Consider the following 24,008-nt stretch of genomic DNA (forward strand, 5'->3'; position numbering starts at 1 on the left):
TTTATATTTCTCGACTATCTATTCGCTTTCTTTCTTCTAAATAACATAAGTAATCCCGCTCCAACAAACGCAAGACCCGCTCCAATTGTAGAAGCAATACTTGCACCTGTTTTCGGTAAATCACGTTCATCTTTTTCAGCTTCTTTATTTTCACTTACAGTTGTTGTTGTTTCTTTTGTATTTTGATCATCTGTTGTAGTTTGTCCAGATCCAGTATTGTTTCCATCTTGTTTTGGTTCATTACCATTATTACCTTCTTCTGTTGGCGGTGTTGTTGGATTTTCTCCCCCACCTGTTGGCGGTGTCGTTGGATTTCCTTCACCAGTTTCTTTATCATCATTTTTCTTCGTTATATCAATTGCATATTTAGCAAATTCATTTTCAGATGGTCCAACATATGATATGTTCCCATCTTTCTTTATATACTTTTGTGCATTTGGTGAAGAATCAAATGTTGTATTTAATTTATCTGCAACAATCGGTTTAAACGTCCAATTTTGATCAGCTGCTGGATCAATATTTTTTATTTTTTGCATATACTTCACAATGATTTGACGTGTTTCATCTTGTGATTGGTATACAACCTCCCCTTTACTTACACCTGGGAACGTTTGACTACTTCCACGATAGTTATTTGTAGCGACGATGAACTCTTGATCATCAGCTACTGGCTTACCTTCATATGTCATATTTACAATACGATTCGTATTTGCATTTACAACTTTTCCATCTTTATCGTATTTCGCCGGTTGTGTTACATCAATTTCGTATTTTAAGCCATCTAAAATATCGAAGTTATATGTAGGATAGCCTATATTTACTAATGGCTGTTCTTCTGTTTTCTTTGGATCAATTGTATTAAACTGACCTGCAGACATTTCAAGCCATTCTTTCACTTGTGCCCCATTTACTTTTACAGCATATAACGTATTTGGATACACGTATAAATCTGCAACGTTTTTAATTGCTAACGTTCCAGCTGGAATATCCGTATAATATGTAGCACCGTTTCGGCCACCTGCTTTAAATGGTGCGCCTGCAGATAAAACCGGAATATCTTTAATCTTTTCGTACTCTGGTTTTTTAAGTTCTTGTTCTACATACCATTTTTGCGCATTTGTCACAATTTGTACGGAAGGATCATCTTGTACTAATGAAAAATAACTATTAATTGGTGCTTTCGTTTCACCTACAGGTGTATTTACATAGTCGATTGTCGCTTGATGCTCATCTTTAATTTCATTAACTAATTTTTGATCAGATTCTACTAATGGGGTACCTTTACTATTAGCAATCGGGCGAAGTTGTGGCTTAGATTGATCTTTTTGTACTTCCCATTTTCCGTTTACCTTTTTCAATTGCATATCAATAATACCTAAGTTACTACCAAAAACACCAGGCATTACAACTGGAACACCATTAAATACATCCTTCACTTCAGTATGTGAATGTCCCATTAATACTGCATCTACGCCAGGAACTTGTGTTGCTAAATGATATGATGCATTTTCCATTCCTTCGTTGTATCCACTCTTATCAACACCTGAATGCGCTAGTGCAACGACAATATCTGCATGTTCCTCATTTTTCAGTTTCGGTACTAATTTATTCGCTGTTTTGACAATATCTTTCGCTTTTACTTTTCCTTCTAAATTTGCCTTATCCCAGTTCATAACTTGAGGTGGGACAAATCCTATTACACCAATTTTTACTATTTGTTTTTGGCCTGCTTCATCCACTACTTCTTTCTTTAAAATATGATATGGTTTAAAATAATTTTCATCGTTCTCTTCCTTATCATCATGGTCATCTTTATATACATTCGAGTTAATAACCGGGAAATCCGTTTTTTCAATCACTTTGTTTAAATAATCTAAGCCGTAGTTAAATTCATGATTCCCAAGAGAGATGACGTCATACTTCATTAAATTCATTACACGATATAATGGATGTGTATAACTAGGATCCACAGGATTCTTCGGATCTTTTATTTTATTTGCTACATAATCTCCAAGCGGTGTCCCTTGTAATGCATCTCCATCATCAAATAGGACAGAGTTTTTCGCTTCTTCACGTGCTTTATTAACGAGTGTTGCAGTTTGCACGAGACCTACTTTATTATCTGTTTTCGTTTGATAATAATCGTAATTCATTAAGTTAACGTGAATATCTGATGTTTCTAGAATTCGTAAGTTAACTGTACTCTCCCCAGTGTTCTCATCTGCATGAGCTGTTGTTGGCATTACTTGCGGTGCTATAACACCAATCGCAAGAGTTGCTCCAGCTAGCATTTTTTTTGACTTTTTCACAAAAAATCCCCCTTATACAATTACCAGAAATAATGAAATGAATCCCTATCTGTCTCTAACCACATACCTTTTTTCTTCTATTAGAGACACAATTTTCATTTCACCCTGCGCTAACGAGTAGTCCCCTTAAACGCCCGATTGATGAAGACTAACAATTAATAGGAAATAAAGCTCCCACTCATTAAAGTTTCACCTTATCTGACATTATCATATATAAAGTTCTTTCCTATCGTCAATATTTTTTGACAAACTTCAACAAATTTTCTGTAAAGTTATTATAAACTTTTCATAAACATATAATATGCCCTTACATTGCTAATACTGCTGAATATGATACAATTACCAATTACAAGGAGGATGAATTTATGAAAAAAGTCATCTTAACAATTGTTTGTCTCCTCCTTCTGATCATTTCTTATTCTTATTTTGAAAAGAACGACGAGACAAAACAAAATGAATCTGAAGAAAAAACAGAAAAAACATCTGCCCCAAATTGGATTGATAAGCAAACAAACGAATCTTTTTATCATCTTGTATTAGGTGATTCACTCGCTAAAGGATATGGATCGACACAAGGTGGGTTTGCTGAATTAGCTTCTAAGCAAATAGAAGCACAAATTCATAAACCAATTACAGTAGAAAACCTTGGGGTAAACGGTCTTACAACAGATCGTCTCGCTAAAAAAGTTCAATCAGAAGATGTAAAGGAAAAAATTAGAGCAGCAAATATAATTACAATTAATATTGGAGGAAATAATTTATTTCGTTTAAATCGTGATGTCGGTGTTATAGATGGTATAAAAATGTTAAATAAAGAAAAAGCCCATTTTGAAGCGGATATAAAAAGTATTGTAAAGACAGTTCGAGATCAAAATCCGGATGCTTTACTCATTCTCTCAGAACTCTATAACCCGTTACAACTCGATGACTCCATCGCAAGTTATGCAGATATGTTTTTAGATGGCTGGAATGAATCTGTTTATTCCATTTCCAAAGCAAATCAACCATCTATCGTTTTACCAATTCGCAAATTAATATCGAATGATAAAAAAGAGTTATTATTTGACCAAGTACACCCAAATGATAACGGCTATGCAATTATTGCCAATACATTTACAAAGCAAGTGTTATCCTACAAATATTAAAGCGACCATGAAACAATTCTATTTTTATAACATGTCTTTTTTGTTACAATGATAGTGGAAGGGGGCCTTTATATGGAATCACGCGAGTGGGAACGTATTGTTGATCATCTTCTTTCGCTAGTGCCTCTTTTTTATCGCAAATTTATGCTTCCTGGAGAATTTTCTTCTCAAAGACATATGCCGCCATCACATACACAAGTATTACTGCTTTTGCATGAAAACGGCACATTAGCAGTTTCCGAAATCGGCAAGCGGCTAGCGATTTCACGGCCTAACATGACACCTCTATTAAACAAACTTATTCAAGAAGAACTAATAGAGCGTCATTATAGCGAAAAAGATCGACGGGTCATTTTAATTTCCCTAACAGCTGAAGGGAAATTATTAGTAAATCAGTATCAGCAATTCATTTTAGACAAACTAAAAGAAAATTTCCAAACATTATCTGAGGAAGAGCGCGAAAAGCTCATTCATTCTCTTCAAACCATTCAAAATTTAATTTTGAAAACAAACGTATAAAGCTGCTTCTAAATAGAAGCAGCTTTATGATTCGTAATAGTTACCATAGTATACATTGGAATATGGCCATGTTGTTAAATATGGTTTTTTTTCCTGTGTAGGCTGTTGTTGTGGTATTTGTGGTATTTGTGATAATTGCTGTAATTGTTGTTGCCGATATAATTCGTATTGTCTACTCGTATCATAAACCGGATAATAATTTACATATGGATATACTTGAGGTACGTAATAATAATACATTATCCTCTCCTCCTTTTTCTTAAACATATTCAAAGGAGAAAATGAATGTGACATTGTTTATAATTGTACAAGTGGTTCTCTCACTCGTTTCTTCCTTTTCTTCAAGCGTAACTTACGGTTCTTTTCGTATAAATAATGCACAACGAAATACGAAATGAGACCAAACACAACTCCTAAAATCGTCATTCCAATTAATACATACACTTCACTTTGTAATAAGCTCTTTAATATCGTAAAAATGTGACTTGAAAACAAGTCCGATATCTTAAATGGTTCATGATGAATTTTCTGTACATGAAATGGATAAATCATTTTTCCTAGCGTATACGCAAGCGGAAATAAAAATACTGGGAGAAACGATATTTTCCCAATAATATTGCCAATAACTGCCGCAGGAAAAGATCCCTTTGCTAACCTGACGATTGGATAAAATATTACATATACGAGCGATGCCGTATAAATGACTAACATTTCTAAGCCGAATCCTATAGCAAACCCTAATGATACTTTCTTTGCGCCTTCTGGCGATCGAAGCAACTTATAATATTGAAACTTTAATATTCTCCATATCCGCTGAAAAAACGAATATGTTTTCTTAGTTGTTTTCACCCTCATCATCTCTTTAACTATATTTTTATATGTAGTATGTCCTTACACACTCTGAAAAACAAATTTAGTTTTCTCTTTTATTATAAATGATATCGAAATGGTTAACTAAATATACATATGACATTTTAATATAAAAAAACCTCCCTTTTAGGAAGGCTCTTCTACATTTTTAAATAAACTCACTAATAACGCTTTTTGAGCATGCAATCGATTACCAGCTTGCTCAAAGACGATAGACTGCGGTCCATCTATAATTTTTCCTGTTACTTCTTCTTCACGATGGGCAGGTAAACAGTGTAAGAAACGATATGTTTGCTTCGCATGCTTAACAAGTTCGTTATTGATTTGGTAAGGTTGAAATAAAGAATATTTCTCTTCTTCGCCCTCTTGCCCCATGCTCATCCAAACGTCAGTATAAATGAAATCTGCTTCATTCACCGCTAATTCAGGATTATGCAAAACTTCAATCTCAGCTCCTGTTTCCTTGGCAATCGCTAACGCTTTTTTTACAATCTCTTCATTCGGTTCATATCCTACAGGCGTTGCAATAGTCATATGCATTCCGACTTTTGCACTCGCTAGCAACAATGAATGACATACATTATTTCCGTCACCTACGTAAGCCAATTTTATTTCTTTAAATGTATTTGTTTCTTCATATATTGTCATGAGGTCTGCCAATGCTTGACAAGGATGATGATCATCCGTTAAACCGTTAATAACAGGAATACTCGATTCTTTTGCAAGCTCTTCTACATCCGCGTGCGAGAATGTACGTATTATAATCCCGTCAATATACTGCGATAATACTTTCGCAGTATCTGAAACAGTTTCTCCTCTTCCCATTTGCATCTCTTTTCCACTTAAAAACATACCATGTCCCCCGAGTTGTACCATTCCCGCTTCAAAAGATACACGAGTACGAGTTGAATGCTTATCAAAAATAAGCCCTAATATTTTGCCTTGTAATAAAGGCTCTTGCTTATTCTTTTTTAAATATATAGCGAACTCAATTAAAGAAATAATTTCTTCTTTCGTTAATTCTTCTAGTGTTAAAAGATCTTTCGTATTTAATTTCGGTACTTGTACAGTTGACATGAAACTTCCCCCTTATATGATTGATACGTTTTTTGTACAAACTACTTTTTTTATTATATATACTGCCTGTTCTAACTCTTCATTCGTGACAATGAGTGGCGGTAATAGTCTTATAACATTAGGGCCTGCTTGTAATACGAGAAGTCCTTCGTTTTCTAGTTGTTCTATAAAACTTGCAACTTCATGCTTACACTCAATCCCAATCATAAGCCCTTTACCACGTATATTTTGAATACATTCGACATGCTGTAATTCCTCTTGCAACTTCTCTAATACGTACTCGCCTTTTTCTTGTACTTCTTTTAAAAACGATGGTTTTTTACTCACTTGCAATACTTCTTTCGCTGCAGCCATCGCGATGTAATTCCCGCCAAAAGTTGAACCGTGTGATCCTGCAGTAAACGACGTTCCGAGCTCTTTCCCGCCAATCATCGCTCCGACAGGAATCCCATTCCCAAGTGCCTTTGCAACGGTAACGATATCAGGCTCTATTCCCACTTGTTCATAAGCGAATAGTGTTCCAGTTCTTCCTATCCCCGTTTGTACTTCGTCTATAATAAATAAGGAACCGAACTTATTACATAATGTTTCAATCTCTTTCAAAAAAGATAGATCAGCAGGTATTACTCCTCCCTCTCCTTGAACTACTTCTACCATTACCGCCGCAACTTCTTCATTCATTACTTCCTCTAATGCTTTAATATCGTTAAAAGGGATGTGTAAAAAAGATGGAAGTAATGGACCAAATCCTTCTTTTACCTTATCTTGGCCTGTTGCACTCATCGTTCCAAATGTTCTACCGTGAAAAGACTGCTGGCATGTTACGACGAGAGATTTTCCAGTATGCTTACGTGCTAACTTTAAAGCCGCTTCATTTGCCTCTGCCCCACTATTACAGAAAAACACATAATCTAATGCTCTATTTTCTGTTAATAATGACGCAACTTCTTCTTGTAAGCTGTTTGTAAACAGGTTAGATATATGCCATATATCATCAAGTTGCTCTTGTACACCTTTGAGAACAGTAGGGTGACAATGTCCTAAATTACATACGCCAATTCCTGATGTGAAATCTAAATATTCCTTACCGTTATTATCAATAACTTTCGTTCCAGTTCCCTTTACAAACTCAATAGTTCTTCTGCCATACGTTTGAAAAAGATGACTCGTCATGCAATACTCACGCCTTTCGTTACCGTCGTTCCAATACACTCTCCCGTAACCTCAGTAAAATCTTTTGTACCATTCACAATACTTATCTTTTGCACTCCCATTTTTAATGATGCTAGTGCCGCCTGTACTTTCGGAATCATCCCACCTGTAATAACACCTGTTTCTATAAAAGTTGCAATTTCAGATTCATCCGTTTCCTTTACCAAATCCCCTTCATGTAATATTCCATCTACATCCGTAATAAAAACAAGCTCTTTTGCCCCTAACGCGGCCGCAATCCCAGCCGCAGCATTGTCCGCATTTATGTTATAAATTTCATTACCATTTACCCCGATTGGAGCAATAACAGGAATATACTCCATATTTATTAATCCTTTTAATAAAGCTGTTTCTACATAACTTACTTCCCCTACATATCCTATCTCTTCGCTGACAGGTTGAATTTGAAGTAAATTGCCGTCACACCCTGAACAACCTACCGCAAGTAAATTATGCTTTTGTAAATTCATTACGAGTTTTTTATTCGTACTTCCGCATAGCACCATTTGAACAACATCCATAACTTCTTTTGGTGTTATCCGTAATCCATCTCTTTTTTCTACGTTGATGTTACAATCTTTTAATTTGGCATCAATTTCTGGTCCACCACCATGAACAATCACTACTTTATACTTCTGTTGCAATTTCTTTATACATTCAAAAAACACATCATTTAATTGATTCAACATACTACCGCCGCATTTCACTACAATATAATCGCTCATCTTCTCTCTCCTTATGTACGATAACAAGCGTTTATTTTCACATATTCATAGCTTAAGTCACAGCCCCAAGCTGATCCTGTCTCTTCACCTAAGTGTAAGTACACATTAATGACTATTTCATCTTCTTGTAATCTCTCTTTCATTTTTTCTTCAGAAAATATTTGAGGCTCACTATTTTTTAATACCGATATAGATTGAAGAGTAATGTCAATTGTGTTCGGATTAATAGCTACTTCACTTTGTCCAATACTGCTAATAATTCGCCCCCAGTTTGGGTCTTCACCATGTATTGCTGTTTTCACAAGACTCGAACCGACTATTTGCTTTGCAATTTTTTTTGCCTCTTCATTCGTTTGAGCTCCTAGCACATTTACTTCTATTAACTTCGTAGCGCCTTCACCATCTTGCGCAATTTTTTTTGCTAAATCTTCACATACCTTCTGTAAAGTACATACGAAAGTTTCCCAATCTGTATGTTCCATATTTATCGGGCTTGTTTCTGATAATCCACTTGCCATAACGATGACCATATCATTCGTAGAAGTATCTCCATCTACCGTAATTTGATTAAATGTATGATTCGTAATTTGGGATAATGCTGTTTGCAATACGTCATGCTCTATATGAGCATCTGTCGTAATAAAACTAAGCATCGTTGCCATATTCGGATGAATCATCCCTGAACCCTTTGCAACACCCGCAATCGCCACTTTCTTCCCATCAATAATCATTTCATAGCAAGTTTCTTTCGTGATAAGATCTGTCGTTAAAATTGCTTCAGAAAAAGAATATGCTTCACTTTCTTCCTTCGTCGGTATAAGAGTTGCAATCCCCTTTCGGATTATATCCATCGGCAGTGGAACACCAATTACACCTGTTGAAGCTACTGCAACGTAATTTTCTTTCACTCCAAAATGTTCCGCCCCTAACGCGCGCATCTCGTATGCGTCTTGTAATCCTTGCATTCCAGTACAAGCATTTGCATTTCCACTATTAACGATAATTGCTTGTAACTTCCCTTCTGCCGTTATACTATCCTTCGTTACTTGCAAAGGGGCTGCTTGTATTTGATTCGTTGTATACACAGCGGCACATGATGCTGGTACGTCACAGACGATTGCCCCTAAATCCTTTTTCTCCTTTTTCAGACCATTTACAGTACCAATTGCCGAAAAGCCTTTTGGCGTTACAATTGAACCATTTTCTAATTTTGTAATAGACGCTACTTTAATCATCATGTCCCCCTTATAGATAAAGCGGCATATGTTGTAAACCTGTTGTCTCTTCTAGTCCCGCTATTATGTTTGCATTTTGAATCGCTTGCCCAGCCGCGCCTTTCATCATATTGTCTATAACAGAAACGACCGTAACTCTTTCAGTTCTTTCATCGTAAGCTATGCCAATATCACAATAATTTGAGCCTCTCACTTCTTTTGGACTTGGAAATTTCCCTTGCGTACAAATTCGGATGAAAGGAGATTGTTCATACGTTTCTTCATACAATTTTTGAAGTTGCTTTATTTCCATCTTTTGTTTTACTTTTGCATAAAGTGTAATCATAATTCCTCGTGATATCGGTATTAAATGTGTGCTAAATGTAATTGGCTGTGATTCACTATTCCATTCTGTAAGCATTTGCTCAATCTCTGGAACGTGCTGATGCTGGTTTACTTTATAGATATGTAAGTTATCGTATAGCTCAGGAAAATGAGTCATTATTGTTGGTGTTTTTCCTGCTCCTGATACCCCAGATTTCGCATCAATAATAATCGAATCTTCTTCAATCATGCCGCTACGTATTAACGGCGCTATCGCTAGCAATGTGGCTGTAGCAAAACATCCTGGGTTTGCAATTAAATTTGCCTTTTGAATCTCAGTCCTTTTCCATTCACTTAACCCATACACTGCTTTTCTAAGAATTTCTTCTTTCGCTGCTGGCCTTTTATACCACAGTTCATATGACGAAGGATCTATCATACGAAAGTCTCCAGATAGGTCAATTACTTTTAAACCTTCTGCTACTAACTTGGGAGTTAACTCCGCTGATACTCCTGCTGGTGTTGCTAGAAATACGATTTCTGCTTCTTTCCCTATTGTCTTCACATCAATTTCTTGTAACGTATGAAAAAGGACATTTCGAAGATGCGGATATACATTTGTTATACACTCACCAACTTGCGAAAAAGAATGAAGAGATGCTATAGAAAAATATGGATGTTGTTCTAATAAACGAATTAATTCAATGCCCCCATATCCAGTGGCTCCAATAATTGCGACTTTCATAAGTTCCTCCTCAAATCGATTCTTTAAATTAAGTATGATTATAATATTGTATATTTATAGAGTCAATTAAATATTTATAAATTTTTAAATCTAAAAAAACTTAATTTTATTAGAAAAATAATATACTCAACCGAATTTTTATACAAAAATAGTGCATAGTAGTTTTTTTATTTCACTTCAAGTACAATAAAACAATACATACGTACATACAGGCGGGAAAAAATATGAACGAAAAATTAATTGAGAAAATGATTATAAAAAGTTTTCAGCAATATCAATGCAGTCCAATATCAAAAGAAGATCAGGAAATGCTAGTGAAACATATTCAAACGGTGACTCATTCAAATATTGAAATTGATTTATACGAGGAGATTGAGGATATTGTTTATGATTATGTGACTGGAAAACAATAAAAAATAGGAGATTTCCATGTGGAAATCTCCTATTTTTTACTTAATGATTTACCTGCTACACGTTCAAATAAACCTGGGAATAAAGCATAAAGTTTTGGACCAATTCCCATCCACTTCGGTAAGTTTACTTCACGTTTTTTCGTGTGCATCGACTTTACGATTTGTTCTGCTACGTATGTTGGTTTTAACATGTAACGTCCCATATTCTTTACATATGTACCAGATTGATCCGCTATTTCAAAAAAGTTTGTATCTATCGGACCTGGATTAATTGCTGTAACATAAATATCTGTATTCGCTAATTCCATGCGTAAACTATTCGTAAATCCTAATACAGCATGTTTCGTTGCTGCATACGCACTTGATTTCGGAGTTGCAATTTTTCCGGCAAGTGAAGCAATATTAATAATATGTCCTTCGTTCTTGTTTACCATATAAGGTAGTACCGCTTTCGTACATGCTACTAATCCAAATACATTTACTTGGAACATATCTTTTACTTCACCCATTGACGCATCTTCAAACGTTTTAAAAATACCAAATCCCGCATTGTTTACTAATATATCAATACGTCCCACTTCTTGTAATACCTTTGAAAAAACAGACTGTACTTCCATCTCTTCACTTACATCTAATACATAATAATAGCAAGGCGTATTATAAGTTTCTTTAATTTTGTCTACTAACGCTTGTAGTTTCTCTTCTGTTCGAGCCATTAATACTGGAGTCGCTCCCTGTGCTGCAACTTGCATTGCAACTTGCTCACCAATCCCACTAGAAGCACCTGTAATGACGATTACTTTATTTTGTAAACGTCCTGTCATTGCTGTCACCTACTTTGCATAATAAATCAATTGTTGCGATGACTCATCAATCATCACTTGTTGATTATATGCTAAATAGTCCAATTGTCCAACCGTTTCTGAAATAGTAAGTGGTAATTGTTCTTTATATAATACCGGAAATAGTTTTACACATACTTCAAATGCTGTCATTGGTTTTTCCTTTAATAACTCAAGCACTTTAAAAGCACGTGTTTCTTGCTTTTGTAATCTCGTTTCAATAAGTTGTTTCACATTTAGAACATCTTCCCCATGCCCTGATAAAATGCGTGAAATATTCATTTCGCTTAAACGCTGTAATGTTTGATTATATTGTAGTAATGGGCGTGCCCGCTCTGTTTGCCCTTCATATGGCGGTTCTAGTATTGGATTCGAAGAAATATGACTAATGAGAGCATCTCCACCAATTAATATTCCATCAGATTCTCTATATAAAGAAATATGAGTAGAAGCATGACCTGGTGTTTCAAGTACTGTAAATCCAGGCAAAGAATCAATACGATCTCCTTCTCTCACAGTATGCGTTAACGATCTATTACAAGAATATTTAAGTGTCCTCGTCGTCAATAACGACTCGTCTTTCAAAAATGCTGCTGGCACACCAAACTGTAAGGCCGTCCCTCTAAAAAATTCATGATACCGCTTTAAAAATTCTGGATTTTGTGTAATCCAAGGCTCATTCCAAGGATGTCCAATAATATTCGTCTTCTCAGAAAATATATTTAAAAGTCCACAATGATCTGCATGATGATGCGTAATGACTACTGTTTCAATATCTTCTATCGTATGTCCTAATGCACCTAATTGACTTTCTAACGCATTCCTTGCCTCTTCTGTATTCGTCCCTGTATCAATTAATGTTAATGTCTCCCCCTCAACTAAAAACACATTCACAGTTTCCACTGCAAATGGTACAGGAATCTCCATTCGGTGAATCGCCGTCATGCTTAGCCCCCCTGTCTCTTTCCGGTTCAAAAATGAATACTTCTTCAGTTTACAACTTCTATATATATTTGTCATTATTTTCAGATAAAAAGAGGTGTTTCCTATAAAAAAACGAATGTATGTACATTTATAAGAATTTCTAACCAAAATTAAAGGAGGAACATCATGTCTATTCAAAACATTTCCTTTCTCGGTGCAGGCTCTATTGCCGAAGCTATTATTGGTGGCTTGTTACATGCAAATGTCGTTAAAGGTGAACAAATTACTGTAAGTAATCGTTCTAACGAGACAAGATTACAAGAGCTACATAAAAAATACGGTGTCAAAGGTACTCATAATAAAAAAGAATTACTTACTGATGCAAATATTCTTTTTCTAGCAATGAAACCAAAGGATGTTGCAGAGGCGCTTACCCCTTTTAAAGAATACATAAATAATAACGTGCTTATTATTTCATTACTAGCAGGTGTTTCTACTGACTCAATTAGAAAACTACTTCAAAAAGACGTTCCAATTATTCGTGCAATGCCAAATACCTCCGCAGCCATTTTAAAATCAGCTACCGCTATCTCCCCTTCAAAACATGCAACAGCGGAGCATATTCGCACTGCAACATCTTTATTTGAAACGATTGGTCTCGTCTCTGTTGTAGAGGAAGAAGATATGCATGCTGTCACTGCATTATCCGGAAGTGGACCTGCTTATATTTATTACGTAGTGGAAGCTATGGAAGAAGCTGCAAAAAAAATTGGTTTAAAAGAAGATGTTGCAAAATCACTTATTCTTCAAACGATGATTGGTGCTGCTGAAATGCTAAAAGCAAGTGACAAACACCCTTCTATTTTGAGAAAGGAAATTACTTCTCCTGGTGGAACTACCGAAGCAGGTATTGAAGTATTACAAGAACATAAATTTCAACAAGCACTTATTTCTTGTATTACACAGGCAACGAAACGATCACATAATCTTGGAAAAACATTAGAACAACTAACAAAAGAAAAATAGAAAAAGGAGCTCAAGTTTATTTGAGCTCCTTTTTCTATAATTACACTTAGTTATTGTTCTTCCCAAAAATCTCTTCTTGCAGGCGACGACCAGTCGGCGTTGCTGCAAGTCCACCTTCTGCTGTTTCACGAAGTGCTACTGGCATCGTTTGTCCGATTCTAAACATTGCCTCAATTACTTCATCACATGGAATTGTACTCGTTACACCAGCTAATGCTAAATCTGCTGAAATCATCGCATTCGCAGCTCCTGCCGCATTACGTTTTACACAAGGTACTTCTACAAGTCCTGCAACAGGATCACACACTAAACCAAGCATGTTCTTTAATGAAATTGCCATCGCTGTAGCTGCTTGATCTTGTGTTCCACCAGCCATCTCAACTGCAGCTGCAGCCGCCATTCCACTTGCTGAACCAACTTCAGCTTGGCATCCTCCCGCTGCACCAGAAATACAAGCGTTATTCGCAACAACCATACCGAAAGCTCCTGCTGTAAATAAGAATTCAATCATTTCTTCACGTGTAGGCTGCAATTTTTCTCTTAGTGCAAATAGTACACCTGGCACTGTTCCAGCAGAACCTGCTGTTGGTGTTGCACAAATAATTCCCATCGCTGCGTTTACTTCATTTGTTGCAACAGCTTTGCTTACTGCATCCAAAATCGTATCTCCAGATAAGCCTTTTCCGCTCTTCATATACGCTTGAACTTTTACAGCATCTCCACCAGTTAAACCAGTTGGTGATTTCACGCCGCGAATACCACGTTCTACTGCTTGCTCCATCACGACTAAGTTCTTTTCCATACCAGCAATTACTTCTTCACGTGAAATACTTCTTGTTTCCATTTCACATTGAATCATAATTTCTGCGATTTTTACATTTTGTTCTTTAGCTTGCGCCACTAGTTCCGCTGCGTTCCGAAACATGGTGTGTCCCCCCTGCAATTATTCCATAATAGTTACTTGACAAATATTTTGTTGCGCTTTTATTTCTTCAATTACTTCATCTGCTAATAATTCATCTGTTTCAATGACCATAAGCGCTCTTCTTCCTTTTTCTTTACGAGAAACACTCATTGTGCTAATGTTAATCTCATGTTTCGCAAGGATTGAAGCTACCGCTGCAATAGCACCGAAGCGATCGTTATTTACAATAAGTAGTGCTGGGCTCGTGCCTGATAATTGAAGATCGAATCCGTTTAATTCTACAACTTCAATTTTACCGCCACCAATTGAGCAAGCAACAACTTCAATTTCATCTTCACCTTTATACAAACGAATTCTCGCTGTATTTGGGTGAGGTGCATTGGCATCTTCTTCAATGAATTCCACTTCAATTCCGCGCTCTTTTGCTATTTCTAGCGCCTCTGGAATACGTAAGTCATCTGTTTCAAATCCTAATATTCCACCGATTAGTGCTACATCCGTACCATGCCCTCGATACGTCTTTGCAAATGATCCATATAACGAAATGCTTACTCTTTCTGGTTCATGACGAAACAGCTGGCGAGCAACTTGCCCCATTCTTGCTGCGCCTGCTGTATGTGAACTTGATGGTCCAATCATAACTGGACCGATAATATCAAATACTGAGCGATACTTCATCATAACTCCCCCTAAACCTCTATGAAAAAATTTATTCTACTATTCTATTAAGCTGCTACATCTGTCGCTTTTCCAGTTGTACCACGAATTTGTTCTGCTGTACGAATTGGATAGTTTTTGAATAAAAGTAATCCAATATAACCTGAAATAATACCAGTTATCATACTACATAAGAATCTTAGCATTATTTTTATTTAAAAATGATACAAGATGATCCAGAATAAAGTCTGGTAGCAATCCAAAGTTTAACACAGAAGCCATTGCAAGGATAGCATAAACAAGCGATATCTTTCCTATTATAATTCTCATGTTACTCTCTCATGATTTAGTCAACTTCACTTGTTACGATAATGACTAAAATACATGCGGCTTATCATAAATTATAATCTGCCCTCATTATAGCTTGTTTTTTATAAAACGCTTACTTTTGTTGAATTTTAAAAGTTCTGAATAAAAGTCCATTTCTGCTATTTGTATCACTTGTATGTCATCTGACTTATATAACAGTTTTTCTAAATAATCATTATTTCGTATTTTTATCCTATATATTCAAACCATCCTAATTTTCTGTATCATCCAAGTATAAGTATAAAATAATAACAGTTTTATTTTTAAATTTTTTTAGACATAAAAAAATGGTAACCCGCCGTTACCATTTTTTACAAAATAATTATTTTTCTACTGGGAATGATTTCAAATCTGTCGCTATTTCTGTATTAGAAAACAACTCTCTAGCCTCTTTCAATAATTCCTTATATGTATCTCCTTGATAGCGAGAACTAATGTGAGTTAATATTAGTCGCTTCGCATTTGCCTGAAGTGCAATGCTCGCAGCTTGCTTAGATGTAGAATGAAAATAATCATACGCTTGTTGCTCATCTTCTGCTGCGAAAGTCGCTTCATGGACAAGTACATCTGCATCTTGCGCAAGCTCCCTACTCGCTTCGCAATATCGCGTATCACCTAAGATAGTAATAATTCTTCCTTTTTGAGGTGGGCCGATAAACTCATTTCCATTTAATATCGTGCCATCCTCTAATTCAACTACTTCACCATCTTTTAAACGTTTAAAGATTGGACCTGGTTTCACACCCATCTCAAGCAACTTATCAACTAAAAGAGCACCTTGTATATCTTTCTCTACAATACGATATCCAAAGCATTCTATACCGTGTGACAATCTTTTCGTTTCTACATAAAATTCATTATCTTCAAATACGGTACCTTCTTCTGTTATCTCCACAACTTCAAGTGGATATTTCACATGTGTCGTACTTACCGATAATGCCACTTCAATAAATTGTTTAATTCCTTTCGGTCCATACACCGTTAAAGGCGTAGTTCCTCCTTGAAATGAACGGCTACCTAATAAACCAGGCAATCCAAAAATATGATCGCCATGTAAATGCGTAATAAATATTTTTTCAATGCGGCGCGGACGTACAGATGTATGTAATATTTGATGTTGCGTGGCCTCACCACAATCAAATAACCAAGTTTGTCCTCGTTCTTCTAACAATTGTAAAGCAATTGCTGAAACGTTCCTTCCTTTTGAAGGAACACCTGCACCAGTTCCTAAAAATACAAATTCCACTTTCTTTCCTCCAGCTCTAAATATACTCTATCTCTCATCTTACGGAATGTTATTTCAAATGGCAAATTGAATTTACATAACCAAACATCTAGACAACTATATAACACGAACGTTATACTCAAAAAATTTAGCTATCGTTCGTGTTTTGTGTTAAAATAATTATACTACATTTTAAGGGAGCGTTTTATTATGAAAGAAGTATTTCGTTTACAAACTGATTTTTCATCTTCATTTGATCGCTGGGTAAGTTCTTTCGTGTCTGATCACCCAGCACAATTAGAATGGACAACTTTAAAGGAATTAATCCATGAATATACAACATCACATACAAATGATACGTTACCAGCATATATTTCTTCAGCTTTAACATATTACGCCCAACGTGTTTCAACTACAAACAGTTCAGAGATTGTTATTTTTGAAAACCCTACAATCTCGTAATCTATAATAAAAAAGCACTGGTTACAGTGCTTTTTTATTTATACTTATTTAACAAATGATCATATTCCGTCCAAAAGTCTGTATACATACTTTGATCAAACTCATCTAAAATTATCTTTTCACTTGATTTATTGAATAATTCTTTTGCCTGTAGCGCAAAAGAAACAATTTGTTTTCTATATTCATTTTCATTTACTTCTATATGAAGCCCTTCATAGTATATAGCCTTTTGATCAGTAGAAATAACTTTGACAAAATCCTTTAAAACCACATTTTCACCTATATGGTTTATAGTCCAATGAATTGAAATTGGGCATCCTAACATGAGCATAGTGCCACATCCGTGCAAAATAAGCCCCTCTTCATTTTCAATATCACAAATATATTCTTTATCTAAAGTTCGTAACAGAGCTAAAGCTGATTCACTTATTCCCCATTCCTCATCCATACCTGTTTGTGTAATAATCGTTCCATCCACATTTAAATAAATTTCCCCGTGAGAACATAAATCTTCCTGCTCATTAAACAACCACTTTTGATTCTCAATATTTATAATAAAATTTTGTGGTACCATTACAAATTCCCCTTTTATAAAAATATTTATTTTCCATATTATTCATAATCAATATCATGCATTTCATCCCACATATCTATTATAAATCCGTTTAATATTTTAAAAAACACAGATAAAAAGATATTGACACTACAATTTTACAGTGCTAACATTCAACATGTAATTGAATATGGTCTCTGTTAGGTGAGGCTCCTGTATAGAGAAACGCTGCTGCCCAAAAATGTCGAGAGACGCCAATGGGTCAACAGGAAAGGTCGGAATGAAGGCCTTTTTTAATGTAGCTGGTTTCAGTACCTATGCTATACAGTGCTAAAACTCAACGAGGGAGAGGTGCATGTATTTTGTCATACACAAAAACTGTTTTTATTTATGTCTACTAACAGTCTTTGTTGTGGACTCTTTTAGCTGCGAATTCAGACCTTTACTCGTTTTGAGTAAAGGTCTTTTTACGTCTATATGCACCTTACTATGAAACAAACATAGCATATTCAGAAACTACTAAATTGTACGGAGGTGAGGAACAGTTGGCAATTGATGCTTCGGCCCAGATACCCATACGTTTTACATTCATATTTCATCATGTAGGTAGGAAAGAAACTGTTCCTCACCATTTCAAATAGTTAGGTAACAGATTGTTTCCTCCTTCATGACAGAGGAGGAACTACCGATGTTTAATTTACAAAGACAAGAAACAAAGCATGCTTATGAGCAAGATAGCATGAAAACAAATAACGAATTATTAGTGGAGGTTGCAACACAAGATGTAAGCTCTGCGTTAAAACTTTTAGAAACAACACAAGATGGATTATCTAAACAAGAAGCGTCTCGTAGACTTTCTTTATATGGTCCGAACGAAATAGCTCATAATAAAATGGCGCCGTGGTACATTCAATTTCTGTTGGCATTTAAAAATCCATTTATTTTCGTTTTATTAGCTCTTGGAGCACTCTCCTTTTTCACGGATGATATGCAAGGAACAATTGTCGTATCTGCAATGGTACTACTTAGTGCAACAATTCGGTTTTCCCAAGAATTTCGTTCTCAAAAAGCTGCCGATAAGTTAAAAGCTATGGTTCGAACAACTGCAAGCGTATTTAGAATAAATGGATTTGTACATGAAACAAAAAATGTAACGAATTTAAATCGAAATTACACAACAGAAATTCCAATTGAGGAACTTGTACCTGGCGATATCATTTCCCTTTCAGCCGGTGATATCGTTCCAGCTGATGTGCGTATTGTATCCGCTAAAGATTTATTTGTTAATCAATCTTCTTTAACAGGGGAAGCACTTCCTGTAGAAAAATACGAACACTGCTACCATACAGAAAATAAGCATATCTTACCGACAAACATGAAAAAAAATTACAATCCACTCGATATGGAAAACCTTTGTTTCATGGGAACAAATATTGTAAGTGGTAGCGCAAAAGCTGTTGTCATCTCAACAAGTACCGATACGTATTTCGGCTCTTTAGCCAATAAGGTAATTGGAAAGCGTGTAGAAACAAGCTTTGATAAAGGTGTAAACAAAGTAAGCTGGCTCTTAATTACATTCATGCTTATTATGGCACCTATTGTCCTTCTCATTAATGGATTCACAAAAGGTGATTGGCAAGAAGCTTTCTTCTTCGCTATTGCCGTCGCTGTCGGCCTTACACCTGAAATGTTACCGATGATTGTAACTGCTAATTTAGCTAAAGGTGCCGTTAACATGTCTAAACAAAAAGTAATTGTAAAACAGCTAAATTCTATTCAAAACTTAGGTGCTATGAACATTCTTTGTACAGATAAAACCGGAACTTTAACAGAAGATAAAGTTGTCCTTGTTCGTCACTTAGATCCCAAGGGAAATGAATGCAATCGCGTCTTGCAATTTGCCTATTTAAATAGTTTCTATCAAACTGGATTGAAAAATTTAATAGATAAAGCTGTTATTAAGCATACAGAGGAAAACAATACATTTAATCCATCAGCTTTTCAAAAGCTAGATGAAATTCCATTCGATTTCGCCCGCCGGCGTATGTCAGTCATCGTAAAGGATATTTCAGGTGAACATACAATGGTTTGTAAAGGTGCCGTAGAAGAAATTTTATCAATTTGTAACTACACTGAAGTGGATGAAAAAATCGTTCCACTCACCGAGGAAATACGTTCAAATGTCAAAAAACTAAGTGAGACACTAAATAGTGAAGGTATGCGGGTTATTGCTGTTGCTTATAAAAAAAATAGAAGAATAAATGATACAGAGTACGCAGTAAAAGACGAAACTGATATGATTCTCGCTGGATATATCGGCTTTTTAGATCCACCGAAACCATCTGCAGCAGCTGCAATTCAAGCATTACAAAAACATGGTGTACAAGTGAAAATTTTAACTGGCGATAACGAAATTGTTACAAGAAAGGTTTGTATAGAAGTTGGATTAGATATCTGCGAACCAATCCTCGGTTACGAGATTGATTCTTTACCAGATAAAGCATTAGCAAGACTTGCCGAAGAAACGACTGTATTTGCGAAGCTTAATCCAATGCAAAAATCTCGTATTATACACGCATTACAAGGAAATGGACACACTGTAGGTTACATGGGAGACGGCATTAACGATGCTGTAGCATTACGTGAAGCTGATGTCGGAATATCTGTTGATACTGCTACTGATATTGCGAAAGAAGCTTCCGATATTATTCTACTCGAAAAAAGTTTAACTATATTAGAAGCAGGGATTTTAGAAGGACGTACTACATTCGGAAATATTTTAAAATATATTAAGATGACAGCTAGCTCTAACTTCGGTAATGTGTTTAGCGTGTTAGTAGCAAGTGCTTTCATTCCTTTTTTACCGATGCTTGCCATTCATCTTTTAATTCAAAACTTACTTTATGATATTTCACAACTTTCTATTCCATGGGACAAAATGGATAAAGAGTTTCTAGAAAAACCACGAAAATGGGATACTGCAAACTTACGAAACTTCATTATTTGTATCGGCCCAATTAGTTCTATATTTGATATTATCACATACGTAGTCATGTGGAATGTATTTGGTGCAAATACATCGAGCGAGCAATCATTATTCCAGTCCGGTTGGTTTGTCGTTGGATTGTTAACACAAACTTTAATTGTTCACATGATAAGAACACAAAAGATTCCATTTATTCAAAGCACTGCATCAACACCAGTCGTTTTATTAACCGCTCTTATTATGGCAATTGGGATTTATATTCCATTCTCACCACTTGGTACAGCCGTTGGTTTACAAGCATTGCCACTTAACTATTTCCCTTGGTTAGTAGGAATACTATTAGGCTACGCTTTTTTAACACAATTCCTGAAAAAGCTTTATATTAACAAGTTTCATAGCTGGTTGTAAAAATAAGAATGAGTGGGTATCCCCCGCTCATTCTAAAAAACATAACACATATTATATATGGAGGTGACCATGATGGTATGGTACGACATTGTATTCAGGTTAGTTATAGCAATTATTGTAGGAGCTTGCATTGGAATGGAAAGACAATGGAGACACCGAATGGCTGGGTTACGGACAAATGCTCTCGTATCACTTGGTGCCTGTATAATAGGAAAGGTGTCATGATTTTACTACTTCATGACACCTTCTACATAAACTTATTTTCTAACTTTTGTTGAAACGACTTCTCTTGCTTACGTAGTAGTTGACTACCTCGTTGTAAAATCGGTGTTCCATACTTATCGTTAATTTGATCAATGACAGCAAGTAGTGGTTCTTTTTTCGCATCCTCTTCAAATGAAAATAAATCTAATTGTTTCACCGATTCTGTCTTCCACTCTATTTCAGTAGCTGTAACACCTAGTAAACGAACGGAATCACCATCCCAATGTTGCTTCCATAAACGGGATGCTGCTTGAAAAATATCGCGTTCTTCCCAAATTGCATTTTTCAATTGCTTACTCCGTGTTACTGTTCGCCTATCATGGTATTTAATCATAATTTGAATATTATAGCTGACAAGGGTTCGCTTTTGTAATCTTTTACTCACTGATTTTGATAACCGTTCTAACATATCAAGTAATTCTTTCTCTTCATCCATATCCTTTGAAAAAGTCATCGAGTTACCGACACTTTTATGTTGGCCCATTTGACTCGGATCCACTTCCCTATCATCCGTACCTTTTGCACGCTTTTGTAAATCAATACCGTGCTTGCCAATTTTAGCGCGAATGATATGCTCGTCTCCCTTCGCTAACTGTTCAATTGTATGTATATGAATTTCATTTAATTTTTCAGCTGTTTTTTCTCCAATCCCATGCATTGCTTCAACTGAAAGTGGCCAAATCATTTCTGGAATATCACGTTTTCGAAGTACGGTAATACCGAGAGGTTTTTTCATATCAGAAGCTGTTTTTGCTAGGAAAAGATTTGGAGCGATTCCGATACTACACGGAAGCTGCAACTCTGTTAATAGTGCTTGTTGAATCATCTTTGCTATTTCAAGAGGCGAACCAAGTGCGTAGCAATCTGTAATATCTAAATATCCTTCATCTATTGAGACTGGTTGTATCTTTTCTGTAAAACGAGAAAGGACTTGAAACATTTGAAATGAAGCTTCGCGATATAATGTGAAATTAGGACGCCTTACAACTAATTGCGGGCATAACCTTTTCGCTTCCCAAAGGGGCATCGTCGTACGTATTCCGTATTCCCTCGCCTCATAACTACATGTTATAATAATTCCTTTTCTCTCTTTTTCATTTCCAGCAACCGCTAATGGCTTTCCTTGTAATGATGGATCATGAGCAATTTCAACAGATGCGAAAAAGCAATTCATATCTACATGTAAAATAACACGACCATTTTTCGGATACATTTCTCGCATAGTACTCACTCCCTAATCAGAACGTTCGTTCTTTTATTATATCAAATTTTGCACAATAGTTATAATAATTACTTGTTCTTTTTTATAATCGATATAAATCGAAACTTTAATCAACTCTCACTAATCGGACTTTTACGGGCAGCAGGGCCCCCACCTAACTTCTTTACTTTCGCTGAATTTTGAGGTGGGGGTCTTACTGTCCGGCAAATAGCGGGATAAACTCAACTATACATTCCTTGTAGTTATATTAATCATTGCAATTAATTATTTACTACTTCCGATTTTCAATATGAATACGTTAGGGTTATTCCCTCGTCTAGTACATGTAGCAACAACGTATATACTTCCATAGTTTTTCTTATATTCGCTTATACGTCTTGTCAAAGCAATCGAATCAAAATAAAAAGCGTGTAAATCATAATTGATTTACACGCTTTTTCTATTCCATTACTTCGCTACTTCTTCAATAATTGCAACAACTAATTCTGCTGTTTTTGCTAATTCTTCAACAGGAATCTTCTCGTTTGTTGTATGAATTTCTTCATAACCAACCGCTAAGTTAACTGTTGGGATACCATGTCCTGCAATTACGTTTGCATCACTTCCGCCACCACTTTGGTGAAGAGAAGGTGTACGACCAATTTTTTCAGCTGCACGTTTTGCAACTTCTACAACGTGATCGCCATCAGCAAATTTAAATCCTGGGTACATAACGTTTACTTCAACGTCTGCATGACCGCCCATTTCTTTTGCAGTTGTTTCAAATGCTTCTTTCATTTTCGCAACTTGTGCTTCCATTTTCTCATTAATTAAAGAACGAGCTTCTGCAAAGATTTGTACATGATCGCAAACGATATTCGTTTGTGTACCACCTTCAAAACGTCCAATATTTGCAGTCGTTTCAGAGTCAATGCGACCAAGTGGCATCTTCGCAATTGCTTTCGCTGCGATAGTAATTGCAGATACACCTTTCTCCGGCGCTACACCAGCGTGAGCTGTTTTCCCGCGAATAATTGCGTTCACTTTCGCTTGTGTTGGAGCTGCAACAACGATTTCACCAACTTTTCCATCGCTATCTAATGCGTAGCCATATTTCGCTGTAATACGCTCACGGTCTAATGCTTTTGCACCAACAAGACCTGATTCTTCTCCGACTGTAATAATAAATTCTATTTTACCATGAGGGATATTTTTCTCTTTTAAAACACGGATTGCTTCGAACATTGATGCTAATCCAGCTTTATCATCCGCACCTAAAATTGTTGTACCATCTGATACGATATATCCATCTTTAATAGAAGGCTTAATTCCATTACCAGGAACTACTGTATCCATATGAGAAGTAAAGTAAATTGTATCAACACCATCTTTTGTTGCTGGTAAAGTACAAATTAAGTTACCTGCACCATGACCAGTTACAGCCATTGTGTCATCTTCAAATACTTCTACACCTAAATCTGTAAATTTCTTCGTTAATACTTTGCAGATTTCTGCTTCAAATTTCGTTTCAGAATCTACTTGTACTAATTCCATAAATTCATTTACTAAACGTTCTTGATTAATCATAAGACTGCGCCTCCTGCACTACCATT

Annotated in this window: 22 protein-coding genes, 1 pseudogene and 1 riboswitch; of the genes and pseudogenes, 7 read left to right on the forward strand and 16 right to left on the reverse strand. The window is 35.8% G+C overall.

The genetic code is table 11. The features are described 5' to 3' along the window. Positions 1-14 precede the first annotated feature (14 nt). Complete coding sequence (gene cpdB, locus NST90_RS19440; protein WP_046392986.1) at positions 15-2,309, reverse strand: bifunctional 2',3'-cyclic-nucleotide 2'-phosphodiesterase/3'-nucleotidase; 2,295 nt, start codon at positions 2,307-2,309, stop codon at positions 15-17. 365 nt (positions 2,310-2,674) lie between these two features. Between cpdB and NST90_RS19445 the strand changes: the two genes are divergently transcribed. Then, positions 2,675-3,454: a GDSL-type esterase/lipase family protein gene (locus tag NST90_RS19445; protein ID WP_000755850.1), complete on the forward strand. Its 780-nt coding sequence runs from the start codon at positions 2,675-2,677 to the stop codon at positions 3,452-3,454. Positions 3,455-3,526: 72 nt separating this feature from the next. Continuing rightward, entirely contained in the window at positions 3,527-3,973 is a 447-nt protein-coding gene (locus NST90_RS19450) for a MarR family transcriptional regulator (RefSeq protein ID WP_000445819.1), read from the forward strand. A gap of 24 nt (positions 3,974-3,997) precedes the next feature. Here NST90_RS19450 and NST90_RS19455 read toward each other — a convergent pair whose 3' ends face one another. The 7 genes from NST90_RS19455 to argC form a co-directional block, all read right to left on the reverse strand. Next, a complete protein-coding gene (locus NST90_RS19455) occupies positions 3,998-4,213 on the reverse strand; it encodes a hypothetical protein (protein ID WP_000291955.1) in 216 nt (71 codons plus the stop codon). A 57-nt stretch (positions 4,214-4,270) separates the two neighbouring features. Continuing rightward, a complete protein-coding gene (locus NST90_RS19460) occupies positions 4,271-4,831 on the reverse strand; it encodes a DUF2062 domain-containing protein (protein WP_050252208.1) in 561 nt (186 codons plus the stop codon). Between the two features lie 138 nt (positions 4,832-4,969). Beyond that, entirely contained in the window at positions 4,970-5,920 is a 951-nt protein-coding gene (gene argF, locus NST90_RS19465; protein ID WP_283748086.1) for an ornithine carbamoyltransferase, read from the reverse strand. 12 nt (positions 5,921-5,932) lie between these two features. Further along, positions 5,933-7,093, reverse strand: a complete 1,161-nt coding sequence (locus NST90_RS19470) for an acetylornithine transaminase (protein WP_000200552.1) — start codon at positions 7,091-7,093, stop codon at positions 5,933-5,935. Next, positions 7,090-7,857, reverse strand: a complete 768-nt coding sequence (argB, locus tag NST90_RS19475; protein WP_061113549.1) for an acetylglutamate kinase — start codon at positions 7,855-7,857, stop codon at positions 7,090-7,092. Before argB ends, NST90_RS19470 begins: the two co-directional genes overlap by 4 nt. A gap of 11 nt (positions 7,858-7,868) precedes the next feature. Then, positions 7,869-9,092, reverse strand: a complete 1,224-nt coding sequence (gene argJ, locus NST90_RS19480) for a bifunctional glutamate N-acetyltransferase/amino-acid acetyltransferase ArgJ (RefSeq protein ID WP_000598394.1) — start codon at positions 9,090-9,092, stop codon at positions 7,869-7,871. Positions 9,093-9,102: 10 nt separating this feature from the next. Beyond that, on the reverse strand, positions 9,103-10,140 hold the full coding sequence (gene argC, locus NST90_RS19485; RefSeq protein WP_061113550.1) for an N-acetyl-gamma-glutamyl-phosphate reductase: 1,038 nt from the start codon (positions 10,138-10,140) through the stop codon (positions 9,103-9,105). Positions 10,141-10,364: 224 nt separating this feature from the next. Between argC and NST90_RS19490 the strand changes: the two genes are divergently transcribed. Beyond that, the gene (locus NST90_RS19490; RefSeq protein ID WP_001003222.1) at positions 10,365-10,553 is read left to right on the forward strand and encodes a YqzH family protein; all 189 of its coding nucleotides are present in this window, start codon (positions 10,365-10,367) and stop codon (positions 10,551-10,553) included. Positions 10,554-10,582: 29 nt separating this feature from the next. Here NST90_RS19490 and NST90_RS19495 read toward each other — a convergent pair whose 3' ends face one another. Together NST90_RS19495 and NST90_RS19500 are read right to left on the reverse strand one after the other, a co-directional pair. Then, on the reverse strand, positions 10,583-11,377 hold the full coding sequence (locus tag NST90_RS19495; RefSeq protein ID WP_000147794.1) for an SDR family oxidoreductase: 795 nt from the start codon (positions 11,375-11,377) through the stop codon (positions 10,583-10,585). A gap of 9 nt (positions 11,378-11,386) precedes the next feature. Beyond that, the gene (locus tag NST90_RS19500) at positions 11,387-12,340 is read right to left on the reverse strand and encodes an MBL fold metallo-hydrolase (protein WP_061113551.1); all 954 of its coding nucleotides are present in this window, start codon (positions 12,338-12,340) and stop codon (positions 11,387-11,389) included. Between the two features lie 165 nt (positions 12,341-12,505). On the opposite strand from NST90_RS19500, the gene proI reads away from it, so the two are divergent. After that, positions 12,506-13,345, forward strand: a complete 840-nt coding sequence (gene proI, locus NST90_RS19505) for a pyrroline-5-carboxylate reductase ProI (RefSeq protein WP_000027249.1) — start codon at positions 12,506-12,508, stop codon at positions 13,343-13,345. Between the two features lie 46 nt (positions 13,346-13,391). Here proI and sdaAA read toward each other — a convergent pair whose 3' ends face one another. The 3 genes from sdaAA to rnz all read right to left on the reverse strand — a co-directional run bounded on the left by sdaAA (position 13,392) and on the right by rnz (position 16,542). Beyond that, positions 13,392-14,270, reverse strand: a complete 879-nt coding sequence (gene sdaAA, locus NST90_RS19510; protein WP_000489461.1) for an L-serine ammonia-lyase, iron-sulfur-dependent, subunit alpha — start codon at positions 14,268-14,270, stop codon at positions 13,392-13,394. An 18-nt stretch (positions 14,271-14,288) separates the two neighbouring features. Beyond that, positions 14,289-14,948: an L-serine ammonia-lyase, iron-sulfur-dependent subunit beta gene (sdaAB, locus tag NST90_RS19515; protein ID WP_000877450.1), complete on the reverse strand. Its 660-nt coding sequence runs from the start codon at positions 14,946-14,948 to the stop codon at positions 14,289-14,291. A gap of 670 nt (positions 14,949-15,618) precedes the next feature. Beyond that, positions 15,619-16,542, reverse strand: coding sequence for a ribonuclease Z (rnz, locus tag NST90_RS19520; RefSeq protein WP_000397455.1), 924 nt, complete (start codon positions 16,540-16,542; stop codon positions 15,619-15,621). Positions 16,543-16,731: 189 nt separating this feature from the next. Here rnz and NST90_RS19525 point away from each other — a divergent pair, with 189 nt between their 5' ends. Further along, positions 16,732-16,983 carry a DUF3932 family protein gene (locus NST90_RS19525; RefSeq protein ID WP_000665709.1) on the forward strand — a complete coding sequence of 84 codons (252 nt, stop codon included), beginning with the start codon at positions 16,732-16,734 and terminating at the stop codon, positions 16,981-16,983. Positions 16,984-17,017: 34 nt separating this feature from the next. Here NST90_RS19525 and NST90_RS19530 read toward each other — a convergent pair whose 3' ends face one another. Then, positions 17,018-17,557, reverse strand: a complete 540-nt coding sequence (locus NST90_RS19530; RefSeq protein ID WP_016123317.1) for a hypothetical protein — start codon at positions 17,555-17,557, stop codon at positions 17,018-17,020. Between the two features lie 168 nt (positions 17,558-17,725). Further along, positions 17,726-17,893: riboswitch (M-box (ykoK) riboswitch) on the forward strand. Between the two features lie 331 nt (positions 17,894-18,224). Between NST90_RS19530 and mgtA the strand changes: the two genes are divergently transcribed. Together mgtA and NST90_RS19540 are read left to right on the forward strand one after the other, a co-directional pair. Then, entirely contained in the window at positions 18,225-20,930 is a 2,706-nt protein-coding gene (mgtA, locus tag NST90_RS19535) for a magnesium-translocating P-type ATPase (RefSeq protein ID WP_061113553.1), read from the forward strand. 72 nt (positions 20,931-21,002) lie between these two features. Then, positions 21,003-21,137: pseudogene (locus NST90_RS19540) on the forward strand (MgtC/SapB family protein); the annotation flags it as partial. A 40-nt stretch (positions 21,138-21,177) separates the two neighbouring features. On the opposite strand, the gene NST90_RS19545 reads toward NST90_RS19540, so the two are convergent. After that, entirely contained in the window at positions 21,178-22,416 is a 1,239-nt protein-coding gene (locus NST90_RS19545; protein ID WP_001208858.1) for a DNA polymerase IV, read from the reverse strand. 447 nt (positions 22,417-22,863) lie between these two features. Then, a complete protein-coding gene (locus tag NST90_RS19550; RefSeq protein WP_000609803.1) occupies positions 22,864-23,982 on the reverse strand; it encodes a tripeptidase T in 1,119 nt (372 codons plus the stop codon). Between the last annotated feature and the right edge of the window lie 26 nt (positions 23,983-24,008).

The organism is Bacillus sp. FSL E2-8900, from assembly GCF_037966225.1.
Taxonomy (GTDB): Bacteria; Bacillota; Bacilli; order Bacillales; family Bacillaceae_G; genus Bacillus_A; species Bacillus_A cereus.

Bases quoted from the DNA above. Each gene is read 5' to 3' on its own strand.
- NST90_RS19445 (WP_000755850.1), top strand. From the start codon at position 2,675: ATGAAAAAAGTCATCTTAACAATTGTTTGTCTCCTCCTTCTGATCATT.
- NST90_RS19450 (WP_000445819.1), top strand. From the start codon at position 3,527: ATGGAATCACGCGAGTGGGAACGTATTGTTGATCATCTTCTTTCGCTA.
- NST90_RS19455 (WP_000291955.1), bottom strand. From the start codon at position 4,213: ATGTATTATTATTACGTACCTCAAGTATATCCATATGTAAATTATTAT.
- NST90_RS19460 (WP_050252208.1), bottom strand. From the start codon at position 4,831: ATGATGAGGGTGAAAACAACTAAGAAAACATATTCGTTTTTTCAGCGG.
- argF (WP_283748086.1), bottom strand. From the start codon at position 5,920: ATGTCAACTGTACAAGTACCGAAATTAAATACGAAAGATCTTTTAACA.
- NST90_RS19470 (WP_000200552.1), bottom strand. From the start codon at position 7,093: ATGACGAGTCATCTTTTTCAAACGTATGGCAGAAGAACTATTGAGTTT.
- argB (WP_061113549.1), bottom strand. From the start codon at position 7,857: ATGAGCGATTATATTGTAGTGAAATGCGGCGGTAGTATGTTGAATCAA.
- argJ (WP_000598394.1), bottom strand. From the start codon at position 9,092: ATGATTAAAGTAGCGTCTATTACAAAATTAGAAAATGGTTCAATTGTA.
- argC (WP_061113550.1), bottom strand. From the start codon at position 10,140: ATGAAAGTCGCAATTATTGGAGCCACTGGATATGGGGGCATTGAATTA.
- NST90_RS19490 (WP_001003222.1), top strand. From the start codon at position 10,365: ATGAACGAAAAATTAATTGAGAAAATGATTATAAAAAGTTTTCAGCAA.
- NST90_RS19495 (WP_000147794.1), bottom strand. From the start codon at position 11,377: ATGACAGGACGTTTACAAAATAAAGTAATCGTCATTACAGGTGCTTCT.
- NST90_RS19500 (WP_061113551.1), bottom strand. From the start codon at position 12,340: ATGACGGCGATTCACCGAATGGAGATTCCTGTACCATTTGCAGTGGAA.
- proI (WP_000027249.1), top strand. From the start codon at position 12,506: ATGTCTATTCAAAACATTTCCTTTCTCGGTGCAGGCTCTATTGCCGAA.
- sdaAA (WP_000489461.1), bottom strand. From the start codon at position 14,270: ATGTTTCGGAACGCAGCGGAACTAGTGGCGCAAGCTAAAGAACAAAAT.
- sdaAB (WP_000877450.1), bottom strand. From the start codon at position 14,948: ATGAAGTATCGCTCAGTATTTGATATTATCGGTCCAGTTATGATTGGA.
- NST90_RS19525 (WP_000665709.1), top strand. From the start codon at position 16,732: ATGAAAGAAGTATTTCGTTTACAAACTGATTTTTCATCTTCATTTGAT.
- NST90_RS19530 (WP_016123317.1), bottom strand. From the start codon at position 17,557: ATGGTACCACAAAATTTTATTATAAATATTGAGAATCAAAAGTGGTTG.
- mgtA (WP_061113553.1), top strand. From the start codon at position 18,225: ATGTTTAATTTACAAAGACAAGAAACAAAGCATGCTTATGAGCAAGAT.
- NST90_RS19545 (WP_001208858.1), bottom strand. From the start codon at position 22,416: ATGCGAGAAATGTATCCGAAAAATGGTCGTGTTATTTTACATGTAGAT.
- NST90_RS19550 (WP_000609803.1), bottom strand. From the start codon at position 23,982: ATGATTAATCAAGAACGTTTAGTAAATGAATTTATGGAATTAGTACAA.